Annotated in this window: 21 protein-coding genes; 13 read left to right on the top strand and 8 right to left on the bottom strand. The window is 61.2% G+C overall.

The annotated features are described in order from the left end of the window. Positions 1–207 precede the first annotated feature (207 nt). Positions 208–1701, bottom strand: coding sequence for a CoA-acylating methylmalonate-semialdehyde dehydrogenase (locus QCBJ_RS15920; protein WP_012722054.1), 1494 nt, complete (start codon positions 1699–1701; stop codon positions 208–210). Positions 1702–1740: 39 nt separating this feature from the next. Continuing rightward, positions 1741–3090, bottom strand: coding sequence for an aspartate aminotransferase family protein (locus QCBJ_RS15915; RefSeq protein ID WP_012722053.1), 1350 nt, complete (start codon positions 3088–3090; stop codon positions 1741–1743). A gap of 126 nt (positions 3091–3216) precedes the next feature. Between QCBJ_RS15915 and QCBJ_RS15910 the strand changes: the two genes are divergently transcribed. The 6 genes from QCBJ_RS15910 to QCBJ_RS15885 all read left to right on the top strand — a co-directional run bounded on the left by QCBJ_RS15910 (position 3217) and on the right by QCBJ_RS15885 (position 9249). Then, entirely contained in the window at positions 3217–4137 is a 921-nt protein-coding gene (locus QCBJ_RS15910) for a LysR family transcriptional regulator (RefSeq protein WP_093542710.1), read from the top strand. A gap of 88 nt (positions 4138–4225) precedes the next feature. Further along, positions 4226–5620 (top strand): uracil-xanthine permease family protein, encoded by a 1395-nt coding sequence (locus QCBJ_RS15905; protein ID WP_102061176.1) that lies wholly within the window; start codon positions 4226–4228, stop codon positions 5618–5620. Positions 5621–5707: 87 nt separating this feature from the next. Continuing rightward, positions 5708–6367, top strand: a complete 660-nt coding sequence (locus QCBJ_RS15900) for a TetR/AcrR family transcriptional regulator (protein WP_012722050.1) — start codon at positions 5708–5710, stop codon at positions 6365–6367. A gap of 12 nt (positions 6368–6379) precedes the next feature. Then, positions 6380–6961, top strand: a complete 582-nt coding sequence (locus tag QCBJ_RS15895; RefSeq protein ID WP_102061175.1) for a YigZ family protein — start codon at positions 6380–6382, stop codon at positions 6959–6961. Between the two features lie 49 nt (positions 6962–7010). Then, positions 7011–7697 (top strand): SDR family oxidoreductase, encoded by a 687-nt coding sequence (locus QCBJ_RS15890; RefSeq protein WP_012722048.1) that lies wholly within the window; start codon positions 7011–7013, stop codon positions 7695–7697. A gap of 193 nt (positions 7698–7890) precedes the next feature. Continuing rightward, positions 7891–9249, top strand: a complete 1359-nt coding sequence (locus tag QCBJ_RS15885; protein WP_102061174.1) for an 8-oxoguanine deaminase — start codon at positions 7891–7893, stop codon at positions 9247–9249. Between the two features lie 137 nt (positions 9250–9386). On the opposite strand, the gene QCBJ_RS15880 is transcribed toward QCBJ_RS15885, so the two are convergent. Then, positions 9387–10478 (bottom strand): calcium:proton antiporter, encoded by a 1092-nt coding sequence (locus tag QCBJ_RS15880; RefSeq protein WP_012722046.1) that lies wholly within the window; start codon positions 10476–10478, stop codon positions 9387–9389. A gap of 194 nt (positions 10479–10672) precedes the next feature. On the opposite strand from QCBJ_RS15880, the gene QCBJ_RS15875 reads away from it, so the two are divergent. Further along, positions 10673–11626: an adenosine deaminase gene (locus QCBJ_RS15875; protein WP_012722045.1), complete on the top strand. Its 954-nt coding sequence runs from the start codon at positions 10673–10675 to the stop codon at positions 11624–11626. An 89-nt stretch (positions 11627–11715) separates the two neighbouring features. Here QCBJ_RS15875 and QCBJ_RS15870 read toward each other — a convergent pair whose 3' ends face one another. Both QCBJ_RS15870 and QCBJ_RS15865 read right to left on the bottom strand, forming a co-directional pair. Beyond that, positions 11716–12405, bottom strand: coding sequence for a helix-turn-helix transcriptional regulator (locus QCBJ_RS15870; protein WP_012722044.1), 690 nt, complete (start codon positions 12403–12405; stop codon positions 11716–11718). 136 nt (positions 12406–12541) lie between these two features. Beyond that, on the bottom strand, positions 12542–13468 hold the full coding sequence (locus QCBJ_RS15865) for a LysR family transcriptional regulator (protein WP_012722043.1): 927 nt from the start codon (positions 13466–13468) through the stop codon (positions 12542–12544). A gap of 117 nt (positions 13469–13585) precedes the next feature. Here QCBJ_RS15865 and QCBJ_RS15860 point away from each other — a divergent pair, with 117 nt between their 5' ends. The 3 genes from QCBJ_RS15860 (at position 13586) to QCBJ_RS15850 (ending at position 15246) form a co-directional block, all read left to right on the top strand. Next, the gene (locus QCBJ_RS15860) at positions 13586–13879 is read left to right on the top strand and encodes a putative quinol monooxygenase (RefSeq protein ID WP_102061173.1); all 294 of its coding nucleotides are present in this window, start codon (positions 13586–13588) and stop codon (positions 13877–13879) included. Positions 13880–13903: 24 nt separating this feature from the next. Beyond that, on the top strand, positions 13904–14917 hold the full coding sequence (locus QCBJ_RS15855; protein WP_102061172.1) for a zinc-binding alcohol dehydrogenase family protein: 1014 nt from the start codon (positions 13904–13906) through the stop codon (positions 14915–14917). A 146-nt stretch (positions 14918–15063) separates the two neighbouring features. Beyond that, entirely contained in the window at positions 15064–15246 is a 183-nt protein-coding gene (locus QCBJ_RS15850; protein ID WP_010213424.1) for a hypothetical protein, read from the top strand. A gap of 8 nt (positions 15247–15254) precedes the next feature. Here the strand turns inward: QCBJ_RS15850 and QCBJ_RS15845 are convergent, their stop codons facing one another. Beyond that, on the bottom strand, positions 15255–16448 hold the full coding sequence (locus tag QCBJ_RS15845; RefSeq protein WP_093542720.1) for a multidrug effflux MFS transporter: 1194 nt from the start codon (positions 16446–16448) through the stop codon (positions 15255–15257). A gap of 85 nt (positions 16449–16533) precedes the next feature. Further along, the gene (locus QCBJ_RS15840) at positions 16534–16731 is read right to left on the bottom strand and encodes a heavy-metal-associated domain-containing protein (protein ID WP_012722039.1); all 198 of its coding nucleotides are present in this window, start codon (positions 16729–16731) and stop codon (positions 16534–16536) included. Positions 16732–16878: 147 nt separating this feature from the next. Here QCBJ_RS15840 and QCBJ_RS15835 point away from each other — a divergent pair, with 147 nt between their 5' ends. From QCBJ_RS15835 to cueR, 3 genes are all read left to right on the top strand, one after another. Further along, positions 16879–17259, top strand: a complete 381-nt coding sequence (locus tag QCBJ_RS15835) for a hypothetical protein (RefSeq protein WP_012722038.1) — start codon at positions 16879–16881, stop codon at positions 17257–17259. Positions 17260–17325: 66 nt separating this feature from the next. Next, positions 17326–19527, top strand: a complete 2202-nt coding sequence (locus QCBJ_RS15830; RefSeq protein ID WP_102061171.1) for a cation-translocating P-type ATPase — start codon at positions 17326–17328, stop codon at positions 19525–19527. Further along, positions 19524–19925, top strand: a complete 402-nt coding sequence (cueR, locus tag QCBJ_RS15825) for a Cu(I)-responsive transcriptional regulator (protein WP_012722036.1) — start codon at positions 19524–19526, stop codon at positions 19923–19925. The genes QCBJ_RS15830 and cueR overlap by 4 nt, the downstream gene beginning before the upstream one ends. A gap of 83 nt (positions 19926–20008) precedes the next feature. Here the strand turns inward: cueR and QCBJ_RS15820 are convergent, their stop codons facing one another. After that, the gene (locus QCBJ_RS15820) at positions 20009–20908 is read right to left on the bottom strand and encodes a PA4780 family RIO1-like protein kinase (RefSeq protein WP_012722035.1); all 900 of its coding nucleotides are present in this window, start codon (positions 20906–20908) and stop codon (positions 20009–20011) included. Between the last annotated feature and the right edge of the window lie 34 nt (positions 20909–20942).

Genomic DNA, 20942 nt, shown 5'->3' with positions numbered 1-20942 from the left:
TTCGATGAACTGAAGCAACTCGCTGTCGAATCCTGCGTAACTCTTTGTTTACCAAGGAGTTTTCCGTTTCGACTGCGCCGGAAGTGGGGCGAATTATAGACTTCCAGAATCTGCCGTCAACACCTTTTTTCACATTTCTGTCATATCGGTCAAAAAGCGCTCAAAAACGCAAAAGCCGGCCCCAAGGGGCCGGCTTTCTAGCCCCCCTTACAGGCTAGGGAAGGCAAACTGCGACGCTTCATGGCTGGCCCGTTGCGGCCAACGCTGGGTAATCGCCTTGCGACGGGTATAGAAACGCACCCCATCCGGCCCATAGGCATGCAGGTCGCCAAACAGCGAACGCTTCCAGCCACCAAAGCTGTGATACGCCACCGGCACCGGCAGTGGAACGTTAACGCCCACCATGCCCACTTCAATCTCATCGCAGAATAGACGCGCCGCTTCACCATCACGGGTGAAGATACACGTACCGTTACCGTATTCATGGTCGTTGATCAGTTGCATCGCCGCTTCCAGGCTAGCCACCCGCACCACGCACAGCACCGGCCCAAAGATCTCTTCTTTGTAGATACGCATTTCAGGCGTCACATGATCAAACAGACTGCCCCCCAGGAAGAACCCCTCTTCATGGCCCGCAACACTCAGCCCACGGCCATCCACCACCAACTTGGCGCCGGAAGAAACACCGTCTTCTATATAGCCACTGACTTTGTCACGCGCCTGACCGGTCACCAGCGGCCCCATATCCAGGCCACAAGAGGTGCCCGCACCGATCTTCAACGCCTTGACCTGCGGCACCAGCTTGGCGATTAACGCGTCCGCCACCTGGTCACCCACGCACACGGCCACCGAGATCGCCATGCAACGCTCGCCGCAGGAACCGTACGCCGCGCCCATCAAAGCACTGACGGCGTTATCCAGGTCCGCATCCGGCATCAATACCGCATGGTTCTTCGCGCCACCCAGTGCCTGTACGCGCTTACCGCGTTTGGTCGCTTCGGAATAGATGTACTCGGCAATCGGCGTCGAGCCCACGAAGCTCAGCGCTTTCACTTCCGGCGCTTCGATCAGCGCATCCACAGCGCCCTTGTCACCGTGCACCACGCTCAGCACGCCTTTAGGCAGACCCGCCTCCTGCAGCAGCTGTGCGATCAAGAGCGTCGAACTCGGATCACGCTCCGAGGGTTTCAGGATGAAACAGTTACCGCAGACAATGGCCAGCGGGTACATCCACAACGGCACCATCGCCGGGAAGTTGAACGGCGTGATACCAGCCACTACCCCCAGCGGCTGGAAATCCGACCACGCATCAATGTTCGGCCCTACGTTACGGCTGTACTCGCCCTTCAGAATCTCCGGCGCCGAGCACGCGTACTCAACGTTTTCGATCCCACGCTTCAGCTCACCGGCGGCGTCTTCCAGCGTCTTACCATGCTCTTCGCTGATCAACTGCGAGATACGCGCTTCGTTCTGCTCCAGCAATTGCTTGAAACGGAACATCACCTGAGCACGTTTGGCGGGCGGGGTATTACGCCAAGCCGGGAACGCCGCCTTGGCCGAGTCGATCGCCTGTTGAATGGTTTCACGGCTGGCCAACGGCACCTGGTGGATCACCTGCCCGGTGGACGGGTTATACACGTCGGCACTGCGACCGCTGTCGTTGACCAACTCGCCGTTGATCAAATGCTGGATAAGGCTCATGCAGGGCTCCTGAAAAGTTGTTCTATATAGAAGGAGAAATCAGTCGATCTTGTTCAGCACTTCGCCGACCGCATCGAACAGGCGATCCAGGTCCTGCGGCTTGCTGTTGAAGGTTGGCCCGAACTGCAGGGTGTCGCCACCAAAACGCACGTAGAAACCGGCTTTCCACAAGGCCATGCCGGCCTCAAAGGGGCGCACGATCGCATCACCGTCACGCGGGGCAATCTGGATAGCGCCCGCAAGCCCGTAGTTGCGGATGTCGATGACGTTCTTGCTGCCCTTCAGGCCATGCAGCGCATTCTCAAAGTGCGGGGCGACTTCGGCGACGCTCTGCACCAGGTTTTCCTTCTGCAACAGCTCCAATGCAGCCAGGCCGGCGGCGCAGGCTACCGGGTGCGCCGAATAAGTGTAGCCGTGCGGAAACTCAACTGCGTACTCCGGCGTCGCCTGGTTCATGAACGTCTGATAGATCTCGCTGCTGGCGATCACCGCGCCCATCGGGATGGCGCCGTTGGTGACTTGCTTGGCGATGCACATCAGGTCCGGGGTCACGCCGAAGCTGTCGGCACCGAACATCGAGCCGGTACGGCCGAAACCGGTGATCACTTCATCGAACACCAGCAGGATGTTGTGTTGATCGCAGATCTCACGCAGGCGCTTGAGGTAACCCTGAGGCGGCACCAGCACGCCAGCGGAGCCCGCCATCGGCTCGACAAACACCGCAGCGATGTTCGACGCATCGTGCAATTCAATCAGCTTGAGCAGCTCATCGGCCAACGCGATACCGCCCTGCTCCGGCATGCCGCGGGAGAAGGCATTGCTTGCCAGCAACGTGTGCGGCAGATGGTCAACGTCCATCAAGCCCTGGCCAAATAACTTACGGTTACCGTTGACGCCACCCAGGCTGGTACCGGCGATGTTCACACCGTGATAACCACGGGCGCGGCCGATCATCTTGGTCTTGGTGGCCTGACCTTTGAGGCGCCAGTACGCACGCACCATTTTCACCGCGGTATCGGCGCACTCGGAGCCGGAATCGGTGAAGAACACATGATTCAGGTTGCCAGGGGTCAGGTCGGTGATCTTTTCCGCCAATTGGAAGGACAACGGATGACCGTACTGGAAGCCCGGCGAGTAGTCCAAAGTCCCCAGTTGCTTGGCGACCGCTTCCTGGATCTCCTTACGCGTGTGCCCGGCGCCGCAGGTCCACAGGCCCGACAACGAGTCATACACCTTGCGCCCCTTGTCATCAATCAACCAACTACCTTCAGCCGCCACGATCAGGCGCGGGTCTCGCTGAAAGTTACGGTTGGCCGTGTACGGCATCCAGTGAGCGTCCAGCTTCAATTGGCTGGCCAGGGACGATGGGGCGTTTTCGGGCATGTTCATCAGCAAAACCTCGCAAGGCAAAAGGCAGCGTCGGGATTGAAAGAGCGTTGTTGCAGCTAAATTGCCACGGCGATAAAGTCGGTGAAATCCAACTCTTCTAACCTTCAGTCAGGCCTTCACTAAACTATGAGCAGCCGTCGACCCGATCCCCTGGCGCAAGTCAGCGACTTTGATATCCGCCTGCTGCGCATCTTCCGCAGCGTGGTGGAGTGCGGGGGCTTTTCGGCGGCGGAAACCGTGCTGGGCATCGGGCGTTCGGCGATCAGCCAGCAAATGAGCGATCTTGAGCAACGGCTCGGATTAAGACTGTGCCAACGCGGCCGCGCCGGGTTTTCCCTGACCGAAGAGGGTCGCGAGGTCTACCAATCGGCCCTGCAACTATTAAGTGCCTTGGAAAGCTTTCGCACCGAGGTCAACGGCCTGCACCAGCATCTGCGCGGGGAACTGATCATCGGCCTCACCGACAACCTCGTCACTCTGCCCCATATGCGCATCACCCACGCGCTCGCGCAATTGAAGGAGCGCGGCCCGGACGTGCAGATCCAGATCCGTATGATCGCCCCCAACGAAGTTGAACAAGGCGTACTCGACGGCCGCCTGCATGTCGGCGTGGTGCCCCAGGCCAGCGCCCTGTCGGGGTTGGAATACCAGCCGCTGTACAGCGAGCGTTCACTGCTCTACTGCGCGGTGGGCCATCCGTTGTTCTATGCCGAAAACAAGCAGCTGGACGATGCACGCATCGATGCCCAGGACGCCATCGCCCCGACCTTCCGCCTGCCCGCCGAGATCCAGGCCCATTACCAAGTCCTCAACTGCACCGCCAGCGCCTCCGACCGCGAAGGCATGGCCTTCCTGATCCTCACCGGTCGCTACATCGGCTACTTGCCCGATCACTACGCCAGCCTGTGGGTACAACAAGGCCGACTGCGTGCGCTGAAACCGGCTACACGTTTTTACGATTTGAGCCTCGCATCGGTCACGCGCAAGGGCCGTCGCCCCCATTTGGTGCTGGAAAGCTTCCTCGAAAGCCTGGCAGCAACGCGCTAACCCAGGTCTTTTGTGAAAAGCTGAGCAACTGGACAGCTTTTTGCAAGCGCACAAGGACCTAGAACCGTCCGACTCGAGTTTGCCCCCCATGCCACCAGAAACCTCCAGCCCCAGCGACCTTATCTACGGCCTCAACGACCGGCCGAAACCTGCCCCGGCCTTCCTCGCTGCACTGCAACACGTGCTGGCCGCCTTTGTTGGCATCATCACCCCGCCGCTGATCATCGGTTCTACCTTGGGACTCACCGCGCATTTACCGTACCTGATCAGCATGGCGTTGATGGTTTCCGGTGTGGGCACCTTCATCCAGGCGCGTAGGCCATTTGGTATCGGCGCCGGGATGATCTGCCTGCAAGGCACCAGCTTCGCGTTCCTCGGCGCGGTGCTGTCGGCGGGCTTCCTGGTGAAGCAACGCGGCGGCAGTCCGGAAGACATCATGGCGATGATCTTTGGCGTGTGCTTTTTCGGCGCCGGGGTGCAGATCGTGCTGAGCCGATTCATCGGTCAACTGCGTCGGGTCATCACGCCGCTGGTGACCGGGATTGTCATCACCCTGATCGGCATCAGCTTGATCAAGGTCGGCATCACTGACCTTGGCGGCGGTTTCAACGCCCCCGACTTCGGCGCACCCACCAACCTGGCGCTGGGTCTGTTCGTGGTGTTGACGATCATACTGCTCAACCGCTCCAACACGCCGTGGGTACGCCTCTCGGCCATCATCATCGGCCTGGCCCTAGGCAGCCTGGCCGCCTGGTTCAGCGGCAAACTCGTGCCCCAAGCCCTGCCCGACCTGCCGCTGGTGAGCCTGCCGATTCCGTTTCGCTTCGGTTTCAACTTCGACTGGAGCGCTTTCCTGCCGATCGCGCTGATTTATCTGATCAGCAGCATCGAAACCGTCGGCGACCTCACCGCCAACTGCATGATCGCCCGCCAGCCCATCAGCGGCCCTTCCTATATAAGCCGGCTCAAGGGCGGCGTACTCGGCGATGGCGTGAGCTGCATGATCGCCGCCACCTTCAGCGCCTTCCCCAACACCACCTTCGCGCAAAACAACGGCGTGATCCAACTCACCGGCGTGGCCAGCCGTTACGTCGGCTTATATATCGGCGTGGTGTTGTTTGGCCTGGGCCTGTTTCCGTTGATCGGCGCAGTGCTGCAGCAAATCCCCAAACCGGTACTGGGCGGCGCAACCCTGGTGATGTTCGGCAGTGTGGCCGCCGCCGGCGTGCGCATCCTCGCCCAGGCACCGCTGGACCGGCGCAGCATGCTGATCATCGCCACGTCGTTTGGTGTCGGCCTGGGCATCGCCGCCCAACCGAACCTGCTGCACTTGATGCCCATGCTGGTGCAGAACCTGTTCGATTCGGCCATCACCAGCGGCGGGCTCACAGCCATCGTGTTGTGCCTGTTATTGCCGGAAGCCAAAGCCGCCCGTGCTGACGCAAACCACACAACGGAAAGCGACACACTGGAACCGCTTTGACGGTTTTATTGCATCAGGACTTGTCTGAGGCTTGAGGGTGGGTTATCTGTGCACACGTCGTCTCTATCGATCAGCACGGAAACCTCCATGAGCCTCGAAGTTCCTGCCCACAGCAACCAAGCCGGTAAACCCGCCAGCCGCATTCGGCAAAAGAACGAACAAGCGATTCTCCAGGCTGCTGAAGACGAGTTCGCGCGCCATGGCTACAAAGGCACCAGCATGAACACCATCGCGGCCAGTGCCGGGCTGCCGAAGGCCAATCTGCACTACTACTTCACCAACAAGCTGGGCCTGTATATCGCAGTGCTCAGCAATATCCTCGAACTGTGGGACAGCACCTTCAACGCGCTGACCGCCGAGGATGATCCGGCCGTGGCCCTCACCCGCTACATCCGCACCAAGATGGAATTCTCACGGCGCCAACCCCAGGCTTCACGGATCTTCGCCATGGAGATCATCAGCGGCGGTGAATGCCTCACCGAATATTTCAGCCAGGATTACCGCGCTTGGTTCAGCGGCCGCGCGGCCGTGTTCCAAGCCTGGATCGACGCCGGCAAGATGGACCCGATAGACCCCGTGCACCTGATTTTCCTGCTGTGGGGCAGCACCCAGCACTACGCCGACTTCGCCACCCAGATCTGCCGCGTCACCGGTCGCACCAAGCTGACCAAGCAGGACATGGAAGACGCCGGCACCAACCTGATCCACATCATTCTCAAGGGCTGTGGCATCAAGCCCGCCTATTAAACGAAGCGACTTATGCCTTTCACGCTCACCGGCCTTTGCGAGTTTCGCGAAGAAATACGCAAAAGCCGCTTCATCACCCTCGCCGCCCCGATCACCAGCCCGCAAGACGCCCAGGCGTTTTTCGAGCAGTACAGCGACCTGAACGCCACGCACAATTGCTGGGCCTGGAAACTTGCCGACCAATACCGCAGCAATGACGACGGCGAACCCGGCGGCACCGCCGGACGGCCGATCCTGGCGGCCATCGAGGCACAGGGTTTTGATCAGGTCGCGGTGCTGGTGATTCGCTGGTACGGCGGCATCCAGCTGGGAACCGGCGGTCTCGCCCGTGCGTATGGCGGCGGCGCGAATAAATGCATGCAAAATGCCGAACGCATCGAACTGATCAGCCGCGTCCCGCTGAGTTGCGCCTGTGGGTTCGCCGAGCTGAACCTGGTGAAATTGCGCGTCGCTGAACTGGGCGGGCTGGTGATTGAAGAAACTTTCACCGCCAACGGCGTCGAGTTGCAGCTCGCCTTGGGCGAAGCCCATATCGACACCCTGCAAACTCAACTCGCCGACCTCAGCCGTGGGCGTATCCTGCTACACCGCTGAAACTGCTAACGTTGCACTCCCTGAACCGCGACTCCAAAGGAAGCTTTTCATGTCTACGCCAAAAACCGCATTGATCATCGGCGCCTCGCGCGGGCTGGGCCTTGGCCTGGTCAAGCAACTGCTTCAGGACGGTTGGGACGTGACCGCCACCGTGCGTGATCCGAGCAAGGCCGATGCCCTGAAAGCCGTTGGCCCGGTCCAGATCGAAAAACTCGACATGGACGACCAGCAAGCCGTGATCGCCCTGGCCCAACGCCTCAAGGAACGCACCTTCGACCTGCTGTTCGTCAACGCCGGCGTCAAAGGCCCTGCCAATCAGGAGCCGGGGCACGCCACCCTGGCCGAAGTCGGCCAATTGTTTTTTACCAACGCCGTGGCGCCGATCAACCTGGCCCAGCGCTTTGTCGGGCAGATCCGCAAGGACAGCGGCGTACTGGCTTTCATGAGTTCGGTATTGGGCAGCGTGACCATCCCCGACGGCTCCGACCTGGCGCTGTACAAAGCCAGCAAGGCCGCGCTCAACTCCATGACCAACAGCTTTATCACCCAGCTGGGTGATCACAAGTTGACCGTACTGTCGTTGCACCCGGGCTGGGTGAAGACCGATATGGGCGGCGAAAACGCGCACATCGACGTGGACACCAGCGTGCGTGGCCTGGTTGACCAAGTGAACGCCTACACTGGCAAAGGCGGTCATCACTTCATCGATTACAAAGGCGACACCATCGCGTGGTAACCACCGAGGATGAACAGGTGGAAGGGAGGGGGGCTTGCTCCCTCCCACACTGAACGCGCTGTATTCCTACAGGTAGACCAGATCTCGAACTACACGTAATCTACGCACCTCGCCCTCCCCGGCGACCCTGGATCAGCAGACAGGGCAACACTGAGCTGGCAAACCTGAACCCATCATTCAGAGGAGCCGGCCAATGCCTGCGACCCGTATCTGGTTAAAAAACCCCCTCGCCATTTTCACTGCCAACGGCCTCGACGCCCGTGGCGGCCTGGTGCTGCAAGACGGTGTGATCAGCGAAGTGCTGGCCCAAGGCAAAGCACCCGCACAACCCTGCACCCAAGTGTTCGATGCGCGTGAGCATGTGGTCCTGCCAGGGCTGATCAACACTCACCATCACTTCTACCAAACCCTGACCCGCGCCTGGGCGCCGGTGGTCAATCAACCCTTGTTTCCCTGGTTGAAAACCCTGTACCCGGTATGGGCACGGCTGACCCCGGAAAAACTTGCCCTGGCGTCCAAGGTGGCACTCGCAGAATTGCTGCTCTCGGGCTGCACCACGGCGGCTGACCACCACTACCTGTTCCCCGACGGCCTGGAAAACGCCATCGACGTGCAAGTCGACAGCGTGCGCGAATTGGGCATGCGCGCCATGCTCACCCGCGGTTCCATGAGCCTGGGCGAAGCCGACGGTGGCCTACCGCCGCAACAGACCGTACAACAAGGCCAAGTCATCCTCGAAGACAGCCAGCGCCTGATCCGCGAATACCACCAACGCGGCGATGGCGCGCACATCCAGATTGCCCTGGCACCCTGCTCACCGTTTTCCGTCACCCCGGAAATCATGCAAGCCAGCGCCGAACTGGCAAACACCCTGGATGTGCGCCTGCACACTCACCTGGCGGAAACCCTCGACGAGGAAGACTTCTGCCTCCAACGTTTCGGGCTGCGCACCGTGGACTACCTCGACAGCGTCGGCTGGCTCGGCCCGCGGACCTGGCTGGCCCATGGCATTCACTTCAACCCGGATGAAATTGCGCGCCTGGGCGCCGCCGGCACCGGTATCTGCCACTGCCCAAGCTCGAACATGCGCCTGGCGTCCGGCATCTGCCCGACCCTGGACCTGCTCGCTGCGGGCGCGCCCATCGGCCTGGGCGTGGACGGTTCCGCCTCCAACGACGCGTCGAACATGATCCTCGAAACCCGCCAGGCCTTGTATATCCAGCGTCTACGTTATGGCGCGGAAAAAATCACCCCGGAAGGTGTACTTGGCTGGGCGACCAAAGGCTCGGCGCAGTTACTCGGGCGTACGGATATCGGTGAATTGGCTGTCGGCAAACAGGCCGACCTGGCGCTGTTCAAGCTCGATGAGCTGCGCTTCTCCGGCAGCCACGATCCAATCTCGGCGCTGCTGTTGTGCGGCGCTGATCGGGCAGATCGGGTAATGATCGGCGGCACGTGGCGCGTAATCGATGGCCAAGTCGAAGGACTGGATCTGAAAGGCCTGATCGCCGATCACAGCCAGGCAGCGAAACAACTGATCGCCGGAATCTAAGCCAAACACAGGTCAAAATGTGGGAGGGGGCTTGCCCCCGATAGCGGTGGTTCAGCCGATACATGTACTGGCTGACACTCCGCCATCGGGAGCAAGCCCCCTCCCACCTTCGTTTTTGTGGTGGTTTGAAGAACCGGTTACAACCCCAGCAGCGACAACATGATAAAGGTCGCAAACAACACAAAATGCGTCATCCCCTCAATGGCATTGGTTTCGCCATCGTTGAGGTTGATCGCGCTGACAATCAGCGTGATAAACACCATCACCGTTTGTACCGGCGTCATCGCCATCTGGAACGGCTGGCCAGTGTAGAGCGCCATGGCCTCCATCACCGGCACCGTCAAGATCACCGTCGACAACGATGCACCCAACGCGATATTCACCACCGACTGCATGCGGTTCGCCAACGCAGCGCGCAACGCGGTCAAAATCTCCGGCGCCGCCGAAATAGCCGCGACCACGATCGCCGTGATCACCGGCGGCGCCCCCGTACCTTCCAGGCCCAGGTCGAGCGTCTTGGACATCACCTCGGCCAGCGCGCCAATCACGATCACCCCGAACACCAGGGTGCCTATGGAGAACGCCAGGTTGACCGACGGTGCGTCCTGCTCTTGCGGCTGCTTCTTACGGCGTTTTTCCGGATAGCTGTAGCTGAAAAAATAACTGTGCGGCCCCACCTGCATGCGCAGGAACAGGGTGTAAAGCACCACCATCGCGCCAATGGTGAAGGCCGAGTAAATTTTCCAGTCGGCTTCGGGGATAAATTCCGGCACCACCATCGACACGCCCATGGCGGTGAGGATCATCACGCTGTAGGTGCGCGCCGAATCGTCATTGTAGGATTGTTCGCCATGCTTGATGCCGCCCATCAGCGCGGCCAGGCCGAGAATCCCGTTGATGTCGAGCATCACCGCCGAGTAGATGGTGTCGCGCACCAGGGTGGGCGACGGTTCATTACTCATCATGATCGCCAGGATCACCACTTCCACCAGCACCGCAGCGAGCGTGAGGATCATGGTGCCGTAGGGGTCGCCGACCTTTTCCGCCAGTTGCTCGGCGTGATGAGCCACGCGCATCGATGCCACGACGATAAAGCCGATCAGCGCCACGCCGGCCAGCAGCGCCACCATTTGCCCGCTATGGAGCATCCAGTGCTCCAAAGGGTAGGCGGCGATGGCGGCAATCAGCGCCAGCAGCATGAATTTTTCTTGCTTGAGGGATGTGAGCATTACGGGCCTTTTAGTACGGCAAATCAGTCATTGATGGGGTACAGACTGCGCCAAGCCGCTAACGTTTCGTTACACCTTAGTTCACACGGCCCTTGCGTAAATAAAAGCAAAACTCTCCTGCTGGTCAGGTTTTGCCGATTATTTCGGCCATGCCCTGTAGAATGCCGCCATTGCACCTGATGAGAATTTAGAAAATGTACGATTGGCTCAATGCCCTGCCCAAGGCTGAACTGCACCTGCACCTGGAAGGCTCGCTGGAGCCGGAGCTGCTGTTCGCCCTGGCCGAGCGCAACAAGATCGCGCTGCCGTGGAACGATGTCGAAACCCTGCGCAAGGCCTACGCCTTCAACAACCTGCAAGAGTTTCTCGACCTGTACTACAAGGGCGCCGATGTGCTGCGCACCTCCCAGGACTTCTACGACCTCACCTGGGCCTACCTGCTGCGTTGCAAAGAGCAGAACGTGATCCACACCGAACCGTTCTTCGACCCGCAAACCCACACCGATCGTGGTATTCCGTTCGAAGTGGTGCTGAACGGCATCGCCGCTGCGCTGAAAGATGGCGAGCAGCAGTTGGGTATCACCAGCGGTTTGATCCTCAGCTTCCTGCGCCACCTGAGCGAAGCCGAAGCCGAGAAAACCCTCGACCAGGCCTTGCCGTTCCGTGATGCGTTCGTGGCCGTGGGCCTGGACAGTTCGGAAATGGGTCACCCGCCGAGCAAGTTCCAGCGTGTGTTCGACCGTGCCCGCCACGAAGGCTTCCTCACCGTGGCCCACGCCGGCGAAGAGGGCCCGCCCGAATACATCTGGGAAGCCATCGACCTGCTGAAAATCCAGCGCATCGACCATGGCGTACGCGCCATCGAAGACGAGCGCCTGATGCAGCGCATCATCGACGAACAGATTCCGCTGACCGTGTGCCCACTGTCCAATACCAAACTGTGCGTGTTCGACGACATGGCCCAACACAACATCCTCGACATGCTCGAGCGCGGCGTGAAGGTCACGGTGAACTCGGATGACCCGGCCTACTTCGGCGGTTATGTCACCGAGAACTTCCACGCGCTGTACACCTCGCTGGGCATGACCCAGGACCAAGCCAAACGCCTGGCGCAGAACAGCCTGGATGCGCGTCTGGTCAAGCCATAAGCCTCACTCACTGAGTGAATGCAGGCGAGCACGTCGCACCGCCGCTCCCACAACGGCTAAGCATTGCCCTCTGCCGCCACCGCGCAGGATCACGCAGGCATGGCCAATCGGGTGATTTCCAACTGCTCGAGATCATTGACCTGCAACGCCTGTGACTCGTTGATCACGCTGATCCAATTCGACTGTAAAAACAGTTGCAACAACCCCGCCCCCAACGCACCGCCCAAGTGCGGCTGCTGCTGGCTCCAATCGAAACAGTTACACACCAGCGGCGACGCCAGCGCCTGGGTGAAAATACCCAGGCCTGCCAAATGCTGCGCGCCCTTTACCGTGACATCGGTACGTTGCTCGTAGCGCTCGATCCACCCCGCCTCCAGCATATGTTGATACAGCTGCGCTCCCAGCTCGCCGCCTAGGTGCCCATGGCACAGCCGGGCATGGCGCAACGACGGCGGGGCCGCCAGCGGTTGCGGTAACGTGTCCGGCGCACTGCGTACGGCGCAGGCCATGGTGGTCCTGGCCATGGCATTGATGGCGGCGCTGACATCAGGCGCGGCCACGCGAAACAAGCGCTTGCCACGCCGGGCCTCCACCCGCAACAAACCACCCGCGGTCAGTCGCGCCAGATGCGCATTGGCGGAGGTCGCCGACAACCCGGTGAGCGTCGCCAACTCTACCGGCGACTTGGCCGAGCCATCCATCAAGGCCCACAGCATGGCGGTGCGTTTGGGCTCGGCGAGCAAGCTGGCGATCTGACTGATACAAGGCGCTGCTTCCATCTTTCACTCCCTGTCGATTTATTGTTCTGATGAGGTTGGCGCCAAAGTATAGGGGCGCCCACCCGCAGTTCCACCGCGTCTGACAGCGTGGATAGGGACGGGATCTGAGTGAAATTTCCTACTGTGATGGAAGCCGTTACCTCGCGTGCCATCGCTCCGACAACTGGGCGGTCAACGTCGCACAACGGGACACGAGCATTTCCCGCAACAGGTTGATGGGCTTGCTCAGTTGCGCACGGTGAGCGCACAGCAGGTTGAGCGGCGTGCGCTCGCCACGCAGTTCAGGCAGGATCACGCGCAATCGCCCAGCCAGCACGTCGGTGCTGACATCGAGCCAGGACTTGTAGGCAATGCCCACACCCGCCACCGCCCAACGGCGGACGACGTCGGCATCGTCACTGAAACGGTCTCCGCTGACCGTCAGGCTGACTTCACGTTTGCCATCGTGAAAGCTCCAGTGATCGTGGACCCGGCTGCCGAGCATATACAGCAGGCAATTGTGTTGGGCCAATTGCTCCAGATGCCGAGGTTCACCCTGCCGAGCGAGGTAACTGGGGGAGGCACACAGCACGCGAACGTTATTCGGTGCGACAGGCAGCGCGACAAGGCTGGAATCCTCGGGCTCACCGTAACGCAGGGCGATATCCACCGGTTGACGGAACAGATCGGCAATACGATCGCCCAACAGCAGGCGCACGGTGAGCTGCGGGTACTCACGCTGGAACTCGTCCAGCCACGGCAGCAGTTGGTTACGCCCGAAATCCGAAGGGGCCGAGAGTTGCAGCACCCCGCTGACATGGTCCTGGCCACTGGCCAACAAGCGTCGTCCTTCATCCAGCGAGCTCAACGCCGCGCGGGCGTATTCCAGGAAACCCTCGCCTTCGGCGGTCAGGCGCAGGCTGCGCGTGGAGCGTGCCAGCAAACGCGCGCCCAGTTGCTGCTCGATACGCTTGAGCGCCGCGCTGGCCACCGCAGGCGACAGGTCCATCACCCGTGCCGCAGCGGACAGGCTGCCCAAGTCCGCCGCCCGCACGAACAACTGCAAATCATCAAAACGCAGCATGCATCCCGCCCATTATCAAAATTTTATTGAAACAGACTGCTGTTTTAGCCGCTTTTATCGCGGCGGGAAATAGCCAATCATCTGTGCATCCCGCTTATCACGTGTCTGGAGTTGAATATGTCCACAGCCTTTAACGTCATCGCCACGCTGATCGCCAAGCCCGACCAACAGGCCACCTTGGAAACCTTGCTGCGTGGCCTGCTGGAACCCACGCGCCTGGAAGCCGGTTGCGAGCAGTACGACCTGCACCAGGACCTGCAACACCCCGAAACCTTCTACATGCTCGAACGCTGGAGCGATGACGCCGCGCTGGCCGACCATGACCAGAGCGCGCACATCCTGAGCTTTCGCGCCAAGGCGGCTGATGTGCTCGAACACTTCGAACTCAAGCGCCTGAAATTCCTCGCCTGATCACCGCCCTTTTCCGGAGCCATCATGAAAGCTATTGCCTACTACGCCTCACTGCCGATCAACGATCCAAACGCCCTGCAAGACATCGAGTTGCCGGCACCCGTCGCCGGCCCGCGCGACCTGCTGGTGGAAGTCAAAGCCATCTCGGTCAACCCGGTGGACACCAAGGTGCGCCAGAACGTCGCCCCGGAAAACGGCACCGCCAAAGTGCTGGGCTGGGACGTGGCCGGCGTGGTCAAGGCCGTCGGCAGCGAAGTGACGTTGTTCAAGGCCGGTGACAAGGTGTTCTACGCCGGTTCCCTGGTGCGCCCGGGCGGCAACAGCGAACTGCACGCCGTGGATGAGCGCATCGTCGGCCACATGCCGAAAAGCCTTGGTTTCAGCGACGCCGCTGCGCTGCCGCTGACCGCCATTACCGCCTGGGAATTGTTGTTCGAACGCCTGCAAGTGCGTGAAGGCAAAAAGGATGAAGGCCAGAGCCTGCTGATCGTCGGCGCTGCCGGTGGCGTGGGGTCGATCCTGACGCAATTGGCCAGCCAGCTCACCGCCTTGACCGTGATCGGCACGGCGTCGCGCCCGGAAACCCAGGAATGGGCCAAGTCACTCGGTGCGGACCTGGTGATCGACCACAGCCAACCGCTGAGCGAAGCGCTGAAAACCGCCGGACACCCGCAAGTGACCCACGTCGCCAGCCTGACCCAGACGGATCATCACCTGGACCAACTGGTGGAAGCCCTGCAACCCCAGGGCAAGCTGGCACTGATCGACGATCCCAAGGCACTGGACGTCAGCAAGCTCAAGCGCAAGAGCCTGTCGCTGCACTGGGAGTTCATGTACACGCGTTCGATGTTCGAGACGCCGGACATGATCGAACAGCACAACCTGCTCAATCGCGTGGCCGACCTGATCGACGCCGGCACCCTGAAAACCACGGTGGGCGAGCACTTCGGTGTGATCAATGCAGAGAATCTGCGACGCGCCCATGCGCTGCTGGAAAGCGGCAAGGCCAAAGGCAAGATCGTGCTGGAAGGGTTCTGAAAAAACGGCTGTCAGGGTCGTCCATTATTCATGTGAGTAATGGACGACACCGCTAGTCCGAGAGTTGATCTTTGTCATATTTGTGAGCGTATTCGGGTTTATATTGGCCGCCTTTGCCACGATTCTTTTACGTGAGGAAGTCAGCAATGAAGATCCTGATAAAAGCGTTAGCAAAATCCGCAGGCAATAAATGGCAGGTCCGTCTCGACCAGGACGCGTTCACCTTCCGCACCGAGGCCGAGGCGCGTGCCTTTGCCGACACCCTGCAAGCCCGTATCCAGGCGCCCCACCGTTTTCCAAACAGCCAGCAACGCTCCGCCGCTGGCTGACCCACTGTTCAGACCTGCGCCTGCAAGGCCCGTTTGCGTTGCAGGCGCTGGGTCGACATCGCAATCGTCACGGCCAATACCCCGCACAAACTGATGACCATCGCCATCGGCATCGCCGTGCCGTCGTGCAACACGCCCACCAACGACGCAGCCCCCGCCGCCACGCCAAACTGGATGCAGCCGAGCAACGCCGAAGCGCTACCGGCCCGCGCACCCTGCCCGCTCATGGCGCACGCCGAGGTATTGGGCAAAATGCAGCCGAGGCTGGCGATACAGATAAACAACGGCACCAGCAATGGCCACAGCGCATCGGTGCGCAAGGCCGCGATGCCGAGCAACGTCAACGCCGCCAGCAGGTACACCCATACCGTGCGCGACAGCAAAAAAGCCGGGCCGCGCTTGGCCAGCAACCGCGCGTTGACCTGCGCCACCAATATGAAGCCCGCGGCGTTGGAACCAAACAGCCAGCCGTAGTGCTCGGCGGGTACGCCGTACAGCTTGATAAACACGAACGGTGAACCGGCGATGTAGGCAAACATCCCGGCAATCGAAATACCACCGGTCAAGGCATAGCCGAGGTAAACCCGATCAGACAACAGCGCCCCATAGCGTCGCAGCGATCCGGACAGCGGCTGACGCGGCTGGTGGGCGGGAAAGGTTTCCGGCAAACCGACCGCCACGGCGATGGCCGCCATCACGCTGAATAGGGACAGCGCCAGGAAAATCGACTGCCAGCCCCACAGACCGACCATCAGCCCACCCGCCAACGGCGCGAGAATCGGCGCCAGGCCCGTCACCAGCATCAACTGTGAATAAACCTTGGCCGAGCCCACGGGATCACATTTGTCGCTGACCACCGCACGGGAAATCACCATGCCCGCGCAGCCCCCCAGGGCCTGCACAAAACGTGCTGCGATCAGCCACTCCAGCGAAGGTGCAAAGGCGCACGCAAAGGACGCCAAGGTAAACAAGGTGACCCCACTGAGCAGCGGGCCGCGTCGACCAAAGCGGTCCGCCAGCGGGCCATAGATCAATTGGCCGATGGCCAGGCCAGCGAAATACACCGCCAGGGTCAGCTGGATGTGTTTTTCATCGGTCGCGAAAGCCGTGGCCATGGCCGGGAAGCCCGGCAGGTAAAAATCGATCGCCAACGGCGCGAAGGCGCTCAAGGCCCCCAGAATCAGGATTATGCGAAGGTTCATCGGGCACCCAAGTGAGACGGCAGCCCGATAGTCTAGCCGCGCTTGGGTGCATTGAACACGATAGCTCGCTAACTATTTTTCCGCATCAGGCCAGCTTGGCGCTGTAACCCTCTTCGGTGATCGCCGCGATCACTTGCTCAGCAGACAAGCGGCTGTCGACGCCCACTTCCTTTGCCGCAAGGTCGACCTTCACGCTGGCCGCCGGGTCCTGGCTCTGCACCGCCTGGGTCACCGCACGAACGCAATGGCCGCAGGTCATTCCTTCAACGCTGAATACTTGCATGACATGACTCTTTTGATGAGGTTGAACCCAGTCTCGACCTTGCCACGATGGTAAGGTCAAGTTCCTCGAATAGCTGCCGGGCTGGTATTCGGCGGCATCGTCGGCCAAGCTTCACCCATCTTTGATTCACACCACGGAGCATTCGCCATGCGCTGGTCGTTTTTTGCCCTTCTCGGCCTGATGAGCCTGTCCGCCGCTGCGCCCCAAGCCATCGCCGCAGAAGACTATGCGGTGCTGATCATTTCCCGGGAACGCCTGGAAGTGCCGACCAACTGCGAAATCGGTCTGTACATCCAGGACCAACTAGCCGGGCGCCTGTTTCAAGAACAGTCCACCTCGTTCAACCTGCCCGCGGGCGATGTATCGCTGCGCCTGAAACTGCTGCCGGGCCAAACCCCAGGCTGCCTGCCGGGACTGCTGGCACCGCCCGCGCAGAACATCACACTCAAGGCCGGTGACGTGCGCAAATTGCGCATCGCCCAGGGCCCGGACGGCATGTATCTCAAACCCGCCGCACTGGAATACTAAAGGCACTTGACCTTCCCCACAGGTCAAGGTTGATCCTACGGGCAACGTCTTCTGGAGGACTGCCCCATGAATGGATCGACCACCTTTGACCTGCCCATCAGCGGCATGACCTGCGCCAGCTGTGCCGGCCGGGTCGAACGCGCGCTGGGCAAGGTGCCGGGGGTGCAAAGCGTCAGCGTCAACCTGGCCAACGAGCGCGCCCACGTTGAAGTGCGGGGCCAGATGGACCCCGGCGTGCTCATCGCCGCTGTCGACAAGGCCGGCTACACCGCCAGCCTGCCCCAAAGCGAATCGACCACCGACGCCAACCAAGCCCAGCGCCTGCACCACGAGCGCTGGGCGCTGCTGCTGGCGGTCCTGCTGGCATTGCCGTTGGTGCTGCCGATGCTGGTCGAGCCCTTCGGCCTGCACTGGATGCTGCCCGCCGGGGCACAATTCGCCCTGGCCACACCGGTGCAATTCATCTTCGGCGCGCGCTTCTATATCGCCGCCTGGAAAGCCGTGCGTGCCGGTGCCGGCAACATGGACCTGCTGGTGGCCATCGGCACCAGCGCCGGTTATGGCCTGAGTATTTATGAATGGCTCACCGCTCACCCCGGCATGGCGCCGCACCTGTACTTCGAAGCCTCGGCGGTGGTGATCGCCCTGGTGCTGCTGGGCAAGTACCTGGAGAGCCGCGCCAAGCGCCAGACCGCGAGCGCCATCCGCGCCTTGGAAGCCCTGCGTCCTGAGCGGGCGATTCGAGTACTCGACGGTCGTGAAGAAGACGTCGCCATCAACGCCCTCAAGCTCAATGATCTGGTACTGGTAAAACCCGGCGAACGCTTCCCGGTAGACGGTGAAGTGGTGGAGGGTCAAAGCCACGCGGACGAAGCCTTGATCAGCGGCGAAAGCCTGCCCGTACCCAAACAACCTGGCGATAACGTCACCGGCGGCGCCATCAACGGCGAAGGCCGCCTGCTGGTACGCACCCTGGCCCTCGGTGCCGAAAGCGTGCTGGCGCGGATCATCCGCCTGGTCGAGGACGCCCAGTCCGCCAAGGCACCGATCCAGAAGCTGGTGGATAGAGTCAGCCAGGTCTTCGTCCCGACCGTGCTGGTGCTGGCGTTGGTCACGCTGGTGGGCTGGTGGCTGTATGGCGCGCCCCTGGAAACGGCGATCATCAATGCCGTCGCCGTACTGGTGATCGCCTGCCCCTGCGCCCTGGGCTTGGCCACACCGACTGCGATCATGGCCGGCACCGGCGTTGCCGCGCGCCACGGCATCCTGATCAAGGACGCCGAAGCCCTGGAGCGTGCCCATGCAGTGAGCGCCGTAGTCTTCGACAAGACCGGCACTCTCACTTCCGGCACGCCCAGGATTGCCCACCAGGCCACGGTGGATGGCAACGAAGCCTTACTGCTGCAACAAGCCGGCGCGCTGCAACGCGGCAGCGAACACCCGTTGGCCAAGGCCGTACTGGATGCCTGCAACGAAAAAGGCCTGACCGTGGCCGATGTGACGGCCAGCCAATCCCTGACCGGACGCGGCATCGCCGGCACGCTCGATGGCCGGCCGTTGGCCTTGGGCAATCGTCGCCTGCTGGAAGAAAGCGGCTTGAGCGCAGGCGACCTCGCCGACTCCGCCAAGTCCTGGGAAGCCGAGGGCCGCACGTTGTCCTGGCTGATCGAGCAAGGTGCGCAACCACGTGTGCTGGGGCTGTTCGCGTTTGGCGACACACTCAAGCCCGGTGCACTGGAGGCGGTGGAGCAACTCAAGGCCCAGCACATCAGCAGCCATTTGCTCACCGGCGATAATCGCGGCAGCGCCCGTGTGGTCGCCGAGGCGCTGGGCATCGACGATGTGCACGCCGAAGTGCTGCCCGCCGACAAAGCCGCCACCGTCGTCGCGTTGAAAAAAACCGGCGTGGTGGCCATGGTCGGCGACGGCATCAACGACGCCCCGGCCCTGGCCGCTGCCGATATCGGCATCGCCATGGGGGGCGGTACTGACGTGGCCATGCACGCGGCCGGTATCACCCTGATGCGCGGCGACCCGCGCCTGGTGCCTGCTGCGCTGGAGATCAGCCGCAAGACCTACGCCAAAATCCGCCAGAACCTGTTCTGGGCCTTTGTGTATAACCTGATCGGCATTCCCCTGGCGGCGTTCGGCCTGCTCAACCCGGTACTCGCGGGTGCAGCGATGGCCTTGTCCAGCGTCAGCGTGGTGAGCAATGCATTACTGTTGAAGACGTGGAAGCCTAAGAACTTGGAGGATCAACGCCCATGAACATCGGCCAAGCCGCACGCCAGAGCGGGCTCAGCGCCAAGATGATTCGCTACTACGAGTCCATCGGCCTGCTCAAGGCTGCCCACCGCACCGACAGTGGCTATCGCGTGTACGGCAGCGACGACTTGCACACCCTGGCGTTTATCAAGCGGTCGCGGGATTTGGGGTTTTCATTGGAAGAGGTCGGCAAGCTGCTGACCCTGTGGCAGGACCGGCAACGGGCGAGTGCCGATGTGAAGGCGTTGGCGCGCCAGCATATTGAGGCGCTGAACCAGAAGATCCTGGAACTGGGGCAATTGCGCGATACCTTGCAAGACCTGGTGGAGCACTGTCAGGGCGATGATCGGCCGGATTGTCCGATACTCAAGGAGTTGGCGTCCGGAAGCTGCTGCGCCTGAGCGGATCTAACTGGACACACACAAAACCAAATGTGGGAGGGGGCTTCCCCCTCCCACATTTTTGATCTCCACTTATCTGGACATCACTGCATCCAAGGCGGCGGCGGGGGCTCGTCCGGCACCTTGCTCGGAGGCGCATCATCGGCAGCCCGAATCGCCTGGCGGCGCTCTTCATCCAGCCGCGCCGCTTCGATCTCGCGGATCACACCGCCGACGTCCGCCAACTCTTCCGGCTCGTCGAACTCGCCGGTCAAGACGCTGGCTGGGTGCAGGGTGCCGGCTTCGTACAGGGCCCACATTTCCTTGGCGTACTTGGTCGCCTTCAACTCTGGGGCAAAACGCCCGAAGTAGGAAGCCATGTTGCCCACGTCCCGCTCCAGCATGTTGAACGCGTGGTTATTGCCCGCCGCATCCACCGCCTGGGGCAGGTCGATGATCACCGGGCCCGTTGGCGTAAGCAGCACGTTGAACTCGGACAAGTCACCGTGCACCAGGCCGGTACACAGCATCAGCACGATCTGGGAAATCAGGAAGGCGTGGTATTCACGCGCCTGGTCCGGCTCCAGTGTCACGTCATTCAGACGCGGTGCCGCGTCACCGTACTCGTCGGCCACCAGTTCCATCAGCAGCACGCCTTCAAGGAAGTCGTACGGCTTGGGCACGCGAACGCCCGCACCGGCCAGGCGGAACAACGCCGCCACCTCAGCGTTCTGCCAGGCATCTTCGGTTTCTTTCTTACCGAATTTGGAGCCCTTGGCCATGGCCCGGGCCTGCCGGCTGTTACGGACCTTACGGCCTTCCTGGTATTCGGACGCTTGACGAAAACTTCGTTTGTTCGCCTCCTTGTAAACCTTGGCGCAACGCAATTCGTTGCCGCAGCGCACCACATAAACAGCTGCTTCTTTACCACTCATGAGTGGGCGCAGCACTTCGTCGACCAGACCGTCTTCGATCAGGGGTTCAATGCGTTTAGGAGTCTTCATCAGCTTTTATTGTGGGTCCTTTATTACCAAATAC

It is taken from the genome of Pseudomonas sp. QC2, assembly GCF_002859085.1.
GTDB classification, from domain to species: Bacteria; Pseudomonadota; Gammaproteobacteria; order Pseudomonadales; family Pseudomonadaceae; genus Aquipseudomonas; species Aquipseudomonas petroselini.
The sequence above is the reverse complement of the archived record's forward strand: the minus strand, read 5'-3'. Positions and strand labels throughout refer to the sequence as shown.

Excerpts from the sequence above, each read along its gene's own strand:
- QCBJ_RS15920 (WP_012722054.1), bottom strand. The coding sequence starts at position 1,701 with ATGAGCCTTATCCAGCATTTGATCAACGGCGAGTTGGTCAACGACAGC.
- QCBJ_RS15915 (WP_012722053.1), bottom strand. The coding sequence starts at position 3,090 with ATGAACATGCCCGAAAACGCCCCATCGTCCCTGGCCAGCCAATTGAAG.
- QCBJ_RS15910 (WP_093542710.1), top strand. The coding sequence starts at position 3,217 with ATGAGCAGCCGTCGACCCGATCCCCTGGCGCAAGTCAGCGACTTTGAT.
- QCBJ_RS15905 (WP_102061176.1), top strand. The coding sequence starts at position 4,226 with ATGCCACCAGAAACCTCCAGCCCCAGCGACCTTATCTACGGCCTCAAC.
- QCBJ_RS15900 (WP_012722050.1), top strand. The coding sequence starts at position 5,708 with ATGAGCCTCGAAGTTCCTGCCCACAGCAACCAAGCCGGTAAACCCGCC.
- QCBJ_RS15895 (WP_102061175.1), top strand. The coding sequence starts at position 6,380 with ATGCCTTTCACGCTCACCGGCCTTTGCGAGTTTCGCGAAGAAATACGC.
- QCBJ_RS15890 (WP_012722048.1), top strand. The coding sequence starts at position 7,011 with ATGTCTACGCCAAAAACCGCATTGATCATCGGCGCCTCGCGCGGGCTG.
- QCBJ_RS15885 (WP_102061174.1), top strand. The coding sequence starts at position 7,891 with ATGCCTGCGACCCGTATCTGGTTAAAAAACCCCCTCGCCATTTTCACT.
- QCBJ_RS15880 (WP_012722046.1), bottom strand. The coding sequence starts at position 10,478 with ATGCTCACATCCCTCAAGCAAGAAAAATTCATGCTGCTGGCGCTGATT.
- QCBJ_RS15875 (WP_012722045.1), top strand. The coding sequence starts at position 10,673 with ATGTACGATTGGCTCAATGCCCTGCCCAAGGCTGAACTGCACCTGCAC.
- QCBJ_RS15870 (WP_012722044.1), bottom strand. The coding sequence starts at position 12,405 with ATGGAAGCAGCGCCTTGTATCAGTCAGATCGCCAGCTTGCTCGCCGAG.
- QCBJ_RS15865 (WP_012722043.1), bottom strand. The coding sequence starts at position 13,468 with ATGCTGCGTTTTGATGATTTGCAGTTGTTCGTGCGGGCGGCGGACTTG.
- QCBJ_RS15860 (WP_102061173.1), top strand. The coding sequence starts at position 13,586 with ATGTCCACAGCCTTTAACGTCATCGCCACGCTGATCGCCAAGCCCGAC.
- QCBJ_RS15855 (WP_102061172.1), top strand. The coding sequence starts at position 13,904 with ATGAAAGCTATTGCCTACTACGCCTCACTGCCGATCAACGATCCAAAC.
- QCBJ_RS15850 (WP_010213424.1), top strand. The coding sequence starts at position 15,064 with ATGAAGATCCTGATAAAAGCGTTAGCAAAATCCGCAGGCAATAAATGG.
- QCBJ_RS15845 (WP_093542720.1), bottom strand. The coding sequence starts at position 16,448 with ATGAACCTTCGCATAATCCTGATTCTGGGGGCCTTGAGCGCCTTCGCG.
- QCBJ_RS15840 (WP_012722039.1), bottom strand. The coding sequence starts at position 16,731 with ATGCAAGTATTCAGCGTTGAAGGAATGACCTGCGGCCATTGCGTTCGT.
- QCBJ_RS15835 (WP_012722038.1), top strand. The coding sequence starts at position 16,879 with ATGCGCTGGTCGTTTTTTGCCCTTCTCGGCCTGATGAGCCTGTCCGCC.
- QCBJ_RS15830 (WP_102061171.1), top strand. The coding sequence starts at position 17,326 with ATGAATGGATCGACCACCTTTGACCTGCCCATCAGCGGCATGACCTGC.
- cueR (WP_012722036.1), top strand. The coding sequence starts at position 19,524 with ATGAACATCGGCCAAGCCGCACGCCAGAGCGGGCTCAGCGCCAAGATG.
- QCBJ_RS15820 (WP_012722035.1), bottom strand. The coding sequence starts at position 20,908 with ATGAAGACTCCTAAACGCATTGAACCCCTGATCGAAGACGGTCTGGTC.